The organism is candidate division KSB1 bacterium, assembly GCA_022562085.1.
Taxonomy (GTDB): Bacteria; Zhuqueibacterota; Zhuqueibacteria; order Oceanimicrobiales; family Oceanimicrobiaceae; genus Oceanimicrobium.
Map to the genome: position 1 here is coordinate 1 of JADFPY010000136.1, position 10,893 is coordinate 10,893.

Genomic DNA, 10,893 nt, shown 5'->3' on the forward strand with positions numbered 1-10,893 from the left:
GAACGCCCACGGCTTACCTTTCTCGATTCCAACGCGAGTACGATGCCGTATCCAACAGTAAAACCTATCGCGCAGATGGCGATAATCAATTCCATGACTGCTCCTAACAATTATCGAACCCGTTACCCAGGTAAAAAATTGGGAATCACAACTAAGAATTGGTTTGAACAGCCTTATCCGTCGCTCCCAAACAGTAAAGTAGTCCCAGTAGATTTGAATGGGAGAGACGACCGTCGGCAACTTTTTTTAGCAATTCGCTGGCATTGAAAGCGATGCCCAGACCGGCATTTTTCAGCATGATTTCATCGTTGGCGCCGTCACCGACTGCAACAACTTCTTCGCGAGTGAGTCCCTCCTTCTCCGCGATTTCTTTGACAATTTTACCTTTGGCCTCACGATCGATAATCCGCCCTTTTATTTTTCCTGTAAGGATCCCGTTTTCGATTTCCAAATCATTGGCGAAAGCATAATCAAAACCGAGTTGCTCTTTCAACTGATCCGTGAAAAAAGTGAACCCGCCGGAGATGAGAGCAATTTTGAAACCCATTGCTTTTAAAGTTGAAAGCAATTCATAGGTACCCTGGGTCAGTTGCATGCCGTTTGCCACTTCGGTCAAAACCGAAACCGGCAAACCTTTGAGCATCGCAACTCGCGTTCGCAGCGCTTCTTTAAAGTCAATTTCACCGGCCATTGCTCTATCCGTGATTTCAGAAACTTTTTCTCCAACCTCAGCGGCATGGGCCAGTTCGTCGATGATCTCTCCCTCAATGATAGTGCTGTCCATATCAAAAACCACCAGGCGGCGGCGCTGTCGATGGGGCGTATCCGGTTGGATTATAGTATCAAAACCGATATCATCGCAAGTACGCTGAATCACATCTTTGAGAATCGCCAAATCTCTAAGCTCCGAAGCATCGACCAGTATTTCCAATGCAACCAGTTCACCTCGTGCCAGATGATGCATCCGCTCAATATTAACACGAAAATTGGCCAAAGCATTTGAAATCGCTTTCAGAATGCCAACCTTGTCTCTGCCGATTATCGTAAAAACCTGTAAATTTTTGTCGACTTTCTTCATGGCCGTCGACGCTTCGACCAAATCGACATTGACATCAAGCGGCAGCTTTTTTGTCGCTTCCTTTAATTTATGATATGCCTCATCGATCGGAGTACTTTTATCAACCGTCTCTGTGACCATGAACATGATAAACAGACCATGAACGGCATTTTGCTCCACCGCAACGATGTTCAGTTGCGAATCGGTTACCACACTACAAATGTCGGCGATTAGGTAGGGTTGGTTTTGGCCAAACGTCGTAATGATTATGAATTTTTCAGCCATAAAAGTCTTTGAAGTTCTAAATTTAACTTAAACTTTATGAAAAAAACTGTAAAATGTCAAGCCCCATTTTTTAGATGATGTTAAAATTAAAAAAGTAACTTTACAGCAATTCTAGTTCCCAAGTTAAACTTGAAAACGAGTTAGCGAGTTGAGCTTACAGTGGAATAAAAAAGGCCCCGTATCCTTACAGGGCCTTGTGGAGGAAGAAAGAAATTCATGAGGATCTATGCTTTGCTAGTGCTATCGATGGTACCTTTCCTGGTTGCGTGAAAGACTAATAGAACACCCAGGCCTATCAACAAAATTGGAAAAAGAAAATTTGCGAAATCTGAATGAGAAGAGACACCATAAATAAATGCTGAGAATGAAATCAAACAGAGCGCCGGTATTTTTGCCCAGTCAAGCCTGTTTTTTTCATTTCTCAATAAATAAAGCACGCCAAAAGTCAAACCAACGCCGAGGAAAAAGAGGCTGCCCAATATGCCATCATCATTAAAATGCAATGTTTCCAGGACAACCATACCTCCGATTGTAAAGAAGATTCCTGCTGGAATGAGAAATCCCCACTTTTCGGTATTTCGAAAAAATCCATAAGCGAAAAGAGCAGCTATCCACCAGAGGACTAAAGTACCGATGTAATTGTCGTCGAAATAAGGAAGGCTTTCAAGTAAAATCACAACGCCTACGAAACTAGCAATTGAAGCGGCAATCAGCCAGCCAACCCCTTTGGTCTCAATAAATTTTTTAAATAAAAAATCTCCAACCGCTAAGAATGCCAGAGCAACCAAAATTTCCGCGTTGAACCGTATGATATCAAGATTACTTAGCAAATAAAAAACACCGATAAAGGTGAGTGTACCACCTATCAACAAATTCTGTTTGTTCTTATCCACTTTGCCTTCCTCAAATATTTTTCTTGATAATGAAGTTAGGTCTTATTAACGATAAACGCCTAACATTGTTTCATAACTAGCACAGTGATTCCTAATTATTATTTCAACAGGTAATCGTATTTGTTGTCTTTTAAATGCTGCGTCAGTCATTAAAGTCAATGATGGTCATTGTGTCATTAAGCCAATGACAATAAGTGACTTAATGACAACTAAATGACAGACTCGAAGACAGATTTTTCGATCCTTTGCAGGAGCACTTAATTACGCACGTTATTTAGGAATCACATGAATAGGCACTTAAATCATCAAAGTTAATTGTGAGGAGTGGGCCATGTTTGCACAAATCGATGACGGATTAAATGCGACTCTTGAGAAAATCAAAACGTTTATCGAAACTGAAATTCTACCCCTGGAACCCATGTTCCTGAACCACGACTTCGACGGCTTATTGCCGGAGCTCGAAAAAAGGAGAAACAAGGTTAAGGAGATGGGTCTGTGGACGCCCCACCTGTCAAAAGAGTTGGGCGGTCTGGGGTTGTCGCTTTACCAATTCGGACATGTGAGTGAAGCGATGGCGTACACGCCGCTCGGCCATTACGTGTTTAACTGCCAAGCCCCGGATATCGGCAACACTGAAATTCTGCTCGAGCACGCTACTGACGAACAAAAAGAACGTTTTCTCAAGCCGCTCATAAACGGTGAAATCCGCAGTTGTTTCGCAATGACCGAACCGGAACATGCCGGTTCCAATCCCGTTTACATGAGCACCAGCGCTGAAAAAGACGGCGATGACTATGTGATCAATGGACACAAGTGGTTTACTTCAGCAGCTGATGGCGCCAACTTCGCTATCGTCATGGCGGTCACCCATCCCGGGGAAGAGCATCTGCACAAGAGGGCAAGTCAAATTATCGTGCCGCTCGATACGCCGGGGTTTACGCTTGTGCGAAATATCCCGGTTATGGGAGAAGTGGGAACTGGCTATTTCAGTCACGCCGAAATTCGGTTTGAGAATTGTCGCGTCCCGCAGTCAAATCTGCTCGGCAAAGAAGGCGAGGGGTTTCTGCTGGCACAAAATCGACTTGGCCCCGGGCGGATTCATCACTGCATGCGCTGGGTCGGCATCTCGGAGCGAGCGCTTGAAATGATGTGCAGGCGGGCGGCAACCCGAGAAATTAAGCCGGGCACACTGCTCGGTTCCAGGCAAACGATTCAAAACTGGATCGCCGAGAGCCATGCCGAAATTAGCGCTTCCCGGCTCATGGTGCTGCAAACGGCAGACAAGATCGACCGGGAGAGTAGCTCCGCAGCGCGCCTGGAAATTTCAACCATTAAATTTTATGTGGCCGGCGTCATGCAGAGAGTACTCGATCGGGCTTTGCAGACGCACGGCGCGCTTGGCATGACCGATGATACCATACTGGCTTACTTTTATCGCCACGAACGCGCCTCGCGTATTTACGATGGTCCGGATGAGGTGCATAAAAGCGTGGTGGCGAGGAGTCTGTTGAAAAATTATTCAGGTAAATAGACTGTAGGTTTTTAGGCTGTAGGAAGAATCCATGCGAGATCATACGAAGCTTCGAGCGTTTGAGTTAGCCGACGAAGTGGCAATTATAATCTATCAAGTCACCAGGGATTTTCCCAAGGAAGAGTTATATGGATTAACTTCTCAGATGAGAAGAGCAGCGGTTTCGGTCCCCTCCAACATCGTCGAAGGATGCGCAAGAGAAAGCCAGAACGAATATCTTCGTTTTCTTGAAATAGCTTTTGGATCGTTAAGAGAATTGCATTATCAGTTCAGCCTTGCCAAACGTCTGGGATATTTAAAGGATGATGACATATCTAACTATGATTCAAAAATCATAGAGACTGAAAAGGTCTTAGGCGCTTTGATTCGATCATTACGCAAAACCTAACAGCCTACAACCTACAGCCTAAACACCAGAATAGTTACGAAAATATCCCGAATGCGTGATTTAAAATACGAGAGCATCATGAACCCAATTTCAAATATCCCGCTTGGGGCAACGGCGGTAAAGTCAATCGCAGTAACCAGAGAATTAACAGTTGCCCATTTCCACGAGCACATGCCGGAGTCTATGGCACTCCGATGTCCGAACTATGAATTCGGTGACCTTCGGTGTCTTCGGCGCAGTTCGGTGGGAATAAGTTTTTATAATCCCAATAAGCGACAGAGCGATGAACGTAGAGCGATATGACATGTTTTGTGTAGCGCTCCACGCTTCTCGCTCTTCGCCTTTGGGATTTGGTCAATTGGAATTTTTGCTTCCTAAAGCGGCCAATGCACCTGTGCCCTACCCCTACTTCGGCTGCATCCGGATGGCTCCGTCCAGCCGAATCACTTCCCCATTTAACATTGGATTCTCGACGATCGCTTGCGCAAGTTGAGCGTACTCAGGCGGATTTCCCAGTCTCGGCGGGAACGGCACCATTTTCCCCAGTGCCTCTCGGGCTTCTTCCGGAAGTGCATCGAACAAGGGTGTATCAAACAAACCGGGCGCAATCGTCATCACGCGAATTCCCATTCTGGCCAGATCCCTTGCAATTGGCAGGGTCATGCCAACAATACCGCCCTTGGAGGCGGAATAAGCGACCTGACCTATTTGACCATCAAAAGCTGCAACTGAAGCGGTGTTGACAATCACGCCGCACTCTCCTTCGGCATCGGGTGTATTCCGGCCCATTGCCGCGGCTGCGAGTCGAATGCAGTTGAACGTGCCGATCAGGTTGACCTCGAGGACTTTCTTAAAACTGTCCAATGCGTGGGGACCATCTTTGCCAATGGTTTTCTCTGCGATGCCGATTCCGGCACAATTGATCAGAATCTTCAGCGAACCAAATTTTTCCAAAGCCGTGTCGACAGCGTTTTGAACATCTGCTTCCAGGGCAACGTTGGTTTTGACAAAACAAACAGCACTTCCCAGCTCCTGCGCCAGCTTGCTGCCACGCTCGTCGTTCAAGTCTGCAATCACGGCTTGGGCCCCACTTTCAACAAAGCGCCGCACGCAGGCTTCACCGAGCCCGGATGCGCCGCCGGTAACTATCGCCACGGCATTCTTCAGATTCATGAGTCCCTCTCCTTTTGGTTAAACCTCAGTTTCATGAGAAAAAAGCATTTGATTTTTTTAAAACCATTAAGTACTTTTTATTATCCTTTTAATACCAAAAATTACCAAAAATATAACCTTCCGCTTCTCTTTGCGCAAGTTTTTATTTCAGTTGGCGGCGGTCAATTGTAAATCACCTAACAGGTGATCCCGAAGAAAGTCGGGACACGACGTAAATTCAAAACCAAAGGCCAACAGCTAATGGCCAAACGCGTATTTTAGGTCAATAGAAAGCATGTCCACTGAAATCATCGACCAGGCAATCTTTATTCGAAAAGGGGAAGAGCTCGATCTTGGTCCACTAGAAGCGTATTTAAACGACAAGCTTCCGGAGCCGGGAGGCAAGCTCGAAATCCAGCAATTCCCCAGCGGGTTTTCGAATTTGACTTATCTGCTCCGTTTCGGTGAGCAAGAATTGGTCTTGCGGAGGCCGCCGTTTGGCGCGAATATCAAGAGCGCACACGATATGGGCCGCGAGTACTACGTGCTATCGAATTTAATTGAGGTTTATCCAAAAGTGCCGCGACCTTTGGTCTACTGCGAAGACGAGTCGGTTATCGGCGCCCCCTTTTATGTGATGCAGCGGGTACAGGGCGTGATCCTGCGCAAGCAGCCGCCAAAAGGTCTTGATTTGTCTCCGGATCTCATGAAGCGCCTGTCCGAATCATTCGTCGATAACCTGGTCGAGCTGCACCGAGTCGATTTCGCCGCCGCCGGTTTGTCAGAACTTGGCCGGCCCGAAGGATATGTCGCACGTCAGGTAAACGGCTGGACCAAGCGTTACCGAAACGCCCAAACCGATGAGATTGCAGAGCTCGACCAGGTCATCGCCTGGCTCGGGGACAATATGCCGGCCGAAGTGAGCGCTTCTCTGATTCATAATGACTACAAGTATGACAATGTCGTACTCGACCCCGCTGATTTAACCAAGATAGTCGCCGTTCTCGATTGGGAAATGGCCACGCTTGGCGATCCGTTGATGGATCTTGCCACCACGCTCAGCTACTGGGCGGAGAAAGGCGAACCCGCTCCCCTGGTTTTCGGACCGACCGCCTTACCCGGCAACATGAATCGAATGCAACTGGTGGATCACTATCAGGAAAGAAGCGGCCTCGAAGTTGCCAATCCGGTCTTTTATTTTGCCTTCGGCCTTTTCAAGCTGGCCGTCATTGTTCAGCAAATTTATGCACGCTACAAAAAAGGAGACACCCGGGATGAACGGTTTGCCACCCTCATTGACGGAGTTCGCGCTTGTGCAGCACTGGCGGGTACCGCCGTTGACAAGGACAGTATACATGAACTCATTTAAACAAAATAACTATTCAGCTATTGGCATTTCGCAGTTGGCTGTTGGCCATTGTTCATAAATTGGTTGCACCCAATGAGAGATTTTAGGACTCTGAATATTTCGGAAATTATCATAGAGAAAATAAGCCACGGATTTACACTGATTGACACGGATAAAATGAGTTTTAAGTATGAAAGCATTGTCAGTTCATTTATTCAAAAAATCCGTGTTTTATCAGTGTGAATCCGTGGCTAAGATATCCACTTAGCCACTCTGAGCAAACATTGATCCCGAAATTCCAATCGAGAGAATAAGATGCCCGGATTAACCAAAGAAGAAATTCAAAGCTATTACGACGAAAGAAACCTGCATGCTAAAAATCCCGTTCGGATCGAAACGGTTGGTGAGATGAGCGCCCGCCTGTACTTAACGGTGGAACAACGCCATCTGCGCTCAGGAGACACTATATCCGGACCAACACTGATGTGGTTGGCGGATGCAGCCATGTACACGGCCATTTTAGGCACACTCGGAACAGTTTATCAAGCGCTGACCACCAATCTCAATATCAATTTTTTGAGAAAACCTGGAGCGGTTGACGTCATCGCCGAATGTCGGCTGCTCAAAGTTGGCAAACAGCTTGTCTTTGGAGAAGTCGAGCTTTTTTCTGTCGGTATGGATAAGCCTGTTGCACATGTAACCTGCACATATTCAATTCCAAAAAAATAAACCCAAAATGGTAACGTATATTTTCGCAAGATTTCATTCACGTTTAACAGGATTGACATGATAAAACTTATCCAGTTAATCTTCGAATGCCAAGCAGTGTCGGAGACCGCTTCGCTTAACTCCGACACTATCCGAACTAAACCTTATACTTTGCCATAAAAGTGGGATTAAAATTACTCTATTTTTTTATCCTGTTTATCTTGTTAATCCTGTCCACTTTTTATGTACTTGAACTTAACCTGAAAAGAAAGGCCAAAAAAAATGACCAATCAACAATACCTACTGGCTGCGCGTCCGGTTGGCTTGCCGAAAAAAAGAGATTGGCAATTCAAGGAATCGCCTGTCCCTGAACCGGGCGACGGGGAACTCCTGATCAAAGTGCTTTACATTTCACTCGATCCGGCGATGCGCGGCTGGATGAATGATGTCCGGTCGTATATTGAGCCGGTTGCTATCGGCGCGGTGATGCGCGCGGGCGCTGTCGGCGAAGTCGTCACCTCAAATCATCCTGAATTCAAAGCAGGCGAGCACGTGACCGGTATGTTCGGTGTACAGCGCTACGCCATTTCCAATGGCCAAGGAGTGCTTAAAGTAGATAGCAGTCTTGCGCCCCTGCCGCTTTACTTGAGTACGCTCGGCATGCCGGGCATGACGGCCTACTTCGGTCTGCTTGAAGTAGGGCAGCCGAAAGAAGGCGAAACCGTGGTCGTGTCGGGAGCCGCCGGGGCCGTGGGTTCACTCGTCGGCCAAATCGCTAAAATCAAAGGTTGTCGCGTGGTCGGCATTGCCGGTGGTGAAAAGAAGTGCGCTTTATTGGTCGACGATCTTGGCTACGACGCGGCTATCGACTACAAATCACAGGATGTACAAAAAAGCTTGAAGGAGCAGTGTCCCGGAGGTGTGGACATTTACTTTGACAACGTGGGCGGCGACATTCTGGATGCCGTTTTGTCCCGAATCAACCGCGGCGCACGCATTCCTATCTGCGGCGCCATCTCTCAGTACAATAACACAACACCGATTAATGGACCGAAAAATTATCTCTATTTGCTGGTCAATCGTGCGCGTATGGAGGGATTTGTCGTCTTTGATTTCGCCTCGCGTTACAAAGAAGCCGCAAAAGAAATGGCGGCCTGGTTAGCACAAGGAAAACTCAAATCAAAAGAACATATCGTTGCAGGCATCGAGACTTTTCCGGAAACTTTGCTGATGCTTTTCTCCGGTGAAAATTTTGGTAAGTTGATGATTAAAGCCGCATAGGATTCGCAGCCGTGACTGAGCCCGCTATAAGCTTAGTGGATTTGACTAATCTGGATTTCCTTGGCCGGCGAAGCCGCAAATCACAAGCAGTCATTATGCTTCGCTGTCATTTAAAGGGGTTCTTATTCGCTGTTCTAAATAATGACGTCGAAAGCCAATGACCTACATTGACTTAATGACGTTATTGACATTTGCTTCGCATCATTGGATTTACTTTTTACATAAAAAAGAAAAAGTTCACAGGTAATACTTTTTAAAATCGAGGTGAAACATGACTGACCTGAGTGGAAAAACCATCTTTATTACTGGCGCCAGCCGCGGCATTGGCAAGGAGATCGGGCTGCGGCTCGCGCGTGATGGCGCCAACATCGTGATTGCTGCCAAAACAGCCGAGCCGCACCCCAGGCTGCCGGGGACCATTTACACCGCCGCCGAAGAAATGAAAGCTGCGGGTGGCAACGCCCTGGCCGTGGTCGTGGATATTCGCTTTGAGGAGCAGGTCGATGCGGCTGTGGAAGAAACAGTGAAAACCTTTGGCGGAATTGACATTCTGATCAACAATGCCAGTGCTATTGTGCCGACCGGAACACTCAAGACTGGAATGAAGCATTACGATCTCATGCAGGGCGTCAACGCCCGCGGCACCTATTTGGTTTCCAGAGCCTGTTTGCCGCACTTGCTAAAGGCGGAAAATCCGCACGTTCTCAACATTTCGCCGCCACTGAATATGGAAACCCGCTGGTTCGCGCCGCACGTGGCTTACACAATGGCTAAGTATGGTATGAGCATGTGCGTGCTTGGCATGGCCGGTGAATTCAAAGAGGAAGGCGTCGCCTTTAACGCAATTTGGCCGAAAACAGCGATACAAACCGCCGCAATCATGAATTTGCTTGGCGGTGAGGAAGCCTACAGGAGATGCCGCAAACCCGAAATCATGGCCGATGCGGCGCATGCGATTTTCATGCGCGATAGCCGGCAGTGTACTGGCACTTTCTTTATCGATGAAGACGTCCTGCGGGAAGAAGGCGTTTCGGATTTCAGCAAGTATGCCGACGTTGCGGATTCAGAGCTAATGCCCGACTTTTTTATCTAACATTTAACGTTTGGCCCTGCGAAGCCGGGACCCAAAAGGTAAAGCGCACGCAAAAGGCGCAGAGACGCAAAGACATCGCAGAGTTTTTTCGTAAAGGCTTTCGCATTCTAAACTATGTTCTTAAAAATCGTCCACAGAAATGAAACTTGGCAAATCGCCGAATTAATTCGTTTTTTTCCATGTATTTCTCTTTGCGTTATCTTTGAGTCTTCGCGTCCCTTCGGCCTTACCCAGGACATGCTTTGCCTGAGGTTTTTTGCTGTTCTGGCAAATACTTTACTCTTGAGGTACTAAAGAATCATACGAAAAAAACGAAAGGAGAAGTCTAACTTGAAAAAGCCAGTTTTAATTGAAAAAACAGCGGGCATACTCAGCATGACACTGAATCGCCCGGAGAAAAAAAACGCCTTAAGTATGGAGATGTATGAAATGCTTGGCGACGGCCTGGTGGAGGCGGCCAAAGATGACGCCGTGCGGGCTGTTTTGATCAACGCTGCCGGCGATTCCTTTTGTGCCGGGAATGACCTGAAAGATTTTGCTGCCGTCAATCAGGGAAGCGTTGAATTGCGCGACCTGCCTTCTATCCGATTTATGAAGCTTCTGCTTGATTTTGAGAAACCGGTGGTGGCTGCGGTCAAAGGAACCGCAGTTGGCATTGGAGCGACGCTGCTGCTGCACTGCGATGTAGTCGTAGCCGGAAAGTCCACTATTTTTGCACTACCTTTTACGAAGATAGGCGTGGTGCCGGAGTTTGGCAGTACCTACATTTTGCCGGCGATTGCCGGACGTGTGCCGGCCAGCCAGGTGCTTCTCCTCGGGGAGTCTTTTGGTATCGAAAAAGCCGAACAATTTGGCCTTGCCAGCACCGTCTGCAAAGACACAGAAGTCGATGCAAAAGCCATGCAGAAATGCCAGGAATTGGTTGCGCTACCGCCCAAAACTTTGCGGGATGTCAAAGCGCTGATCAAGTCCTCCAGCAATCCTGACAAGCTCGACCAGGTTATTGAGACGGAATTGAAGCTTTTTGCTCAGGCCTTGAAATCAGAAGAGCACCGCCAGGCACTGGCTGCTTTTTTTGCTAAATAAGTATTGAATCCGAATACAGTGCTGAATCTTAATTCAATTTCTATAGACTTCTGCAAAACAGGACACAAAGA

At 47.3% G+C, this 10,893-nt stretch carries 10 protein-coding genes; 7 read left to right on the forward strand and 3 right to left on the reverse strand.

All coding sequences use genetic code 11. The features are described from left to right. Positions 1-151: 151 nt before the first annotated feature. Positions 152-1,342: a phosphoserine phosphatase SerB gene (gene serB / locus IH879_12255; GenBank protein ID MCH7675710.1), complete on the reverse strand. Its 1,191-nt coding sequence runs from the start codon at positions 1,340-1,342 to the stop codon at positions 152-154. Positions 1,343-1,566: 224 nt separating this feature from the next. Then, entirely contained in the window at positions 1,567-2,235 is a 669-nt protein-coding gene (locus tag IH879_12260; GenBank protein MCH7675711.1) for a hypothetical protein, read from the reverse strand. 331 nt (positions 2,236-2,566) lie between these two features. Here IH879_12260 and IH879_12265 point away from each other — a divergent pair, with 331 nt between their 5' ends. Both IH879_12265 and IH879_12270 read left to right on the forward strand, forming a co-directional pair. Beyond that, positions 2,567-3,766, forward strand: coding sequence for an acyl-CoA dehydrogenase family protein (locus IH879_12265; protein ID MCH7675712.1), 1,200 nt, complete (start codon positions 2,567-2,569; stop codon positions 3,764-3,766). Positions 3,767-3,797: 31 nt separating this feature from the next. After that, positions 3,798-4,154, forward strand: coding sequence for a four helix bundle protein (locus tag IH879_12270; GenBank protein ID MCH7675713.1), 357 nt, complete (start codon positions 3,798-3,800; stop codon positions 4,152-4,154). A 405-nt stretch (positions 4,155-4,559) separates the two neighbouring features. Here the strand turns inward: IH879_12270 and IH879_12275 are convergent, their stop codons facing one another. Continuing rightward, entirely contained in the window at positions 4,560-5,327 is a 768-nt protein-coding gene (locus IH879_12275) for a 3-hydroxyacyl-CoA dehydrogenase (protein MCH7675714.1), read from the reverse strand. Between the two features lie 274 nt (positions 5,328-5,601). On the opposite strand from IH879_12275, the gene IH879_12280 reads away from it, so the two are divergent. From IH879_12280 to IH879_12300, 5 genes are all read left to right on the forward strand, one after another. Further along, entirely contained in the window at positions 5,602-6,675 is a 1,074-nt protein-coding gene (locus IH879_12280) for a phosphotransferase family protein (GenBank protein MCH7675715.1), read from the forward strand. 294 nt (positions 6,676-6,969) lie between these two features. Continuing rightward, positions 6,970-7,383: a PaaI family thioesterase gene (locus IH879_12285; protein MCH7675716.1), complete on the forward strand. Its 414-nt coding sequence runs from the start codon at positions 6,970-6,972 to the stop codon at positions 7,381-7,383. Between the two features lie 261 nt (positions 7,384-7,644). After that, on the forward strand, positions 7,645-8,643 hold the full coding sequence (locus tag IH879_12290; GenBank protein ID MCH7675717.1) for an NADP-dependent oxidoreductase: 999 nt from the start codon (positions 7,645-7,647) through the stop codon (positions 8,641-8,643). Positions 8,644-8,914: 271 nt separating this feature from the next. Next, a complete protein-coding gene (locus IH879_12295; GenBank protein MCH7675718.1) occupies positions 8,915-9,736 on the forward strand; it encodes an NAD(P)-dependent oxidoreductase in 822 nt (273 codons plus the stop codon). Between the two features lie 330 nt (positions 9,737-10,066). Continuing rightward, on the forward strand, positions 10,067-10,822 hold the full coding sequence (locus IH879_12300) for an enoyl-CoA hydratase/isomerase family protein (GenBank protein ID MCH7675719.1): 756 nt from the start codon (positions 10,067-10,069) through the stop codon (positions 10,820-10,822). Positions 10,823-10,893 lie beyond the last annotated feature (71 nt).

Coding starts and splice junctions, on each gene's coding strand:
- IH879_12295 (MCH7675718.1), top strand. CDS start 8,915: ATGACTGACCTGAGTGGAAAAACCATCTTTATTACTGGCGCCAGCCGC.
- IH879_12290 (MCH7675717.1), top strand. CDS start 7,645: ATGACCAATCAACAATACCTACTGGCTGCGCGTCCGGTTGGCTTGCCG.
- IH879_12270 (MCH7675713.1), top strand. CDS start 3,798: ATGCGAGATCATACGAAGCTTCGAGCGTTTGAGTTAGCCGACGAAGTG.
- IH879_12285 (MCH7675716.1), top strand. CDS start 6,970: ATGCCCGGATTAACCAAAGAAGAAATTCAAAGCTATTACGACGAAAGA.
- IH879_12280 (MCH7675715.1), top strand. CDS start 5,602: ATGTCCACTGAAATCATCGACCAGGCAATCTTTATTCGAAAAGGGGAA.
- IH879_12265 (MCH7675712.1), top strand. CDS start 2,567: ATGTTTGCACAAATCGATGACGGATTAAATGCGACTCTTGAGAAAATC.
- serB (MCH7675710.1), bottom strand. CDS start 1,342: ATGGCTGAAAAATTCATAATCATTACGACGTTTGGCCAAAACCAACCC.
- IH879_12275 (MCH7675714.1), bottom strand. CDS start 5,327: ATGAATCTGAAGAATGCCGTGGCGATAGTTACCGGCGGCGCATCCGGG.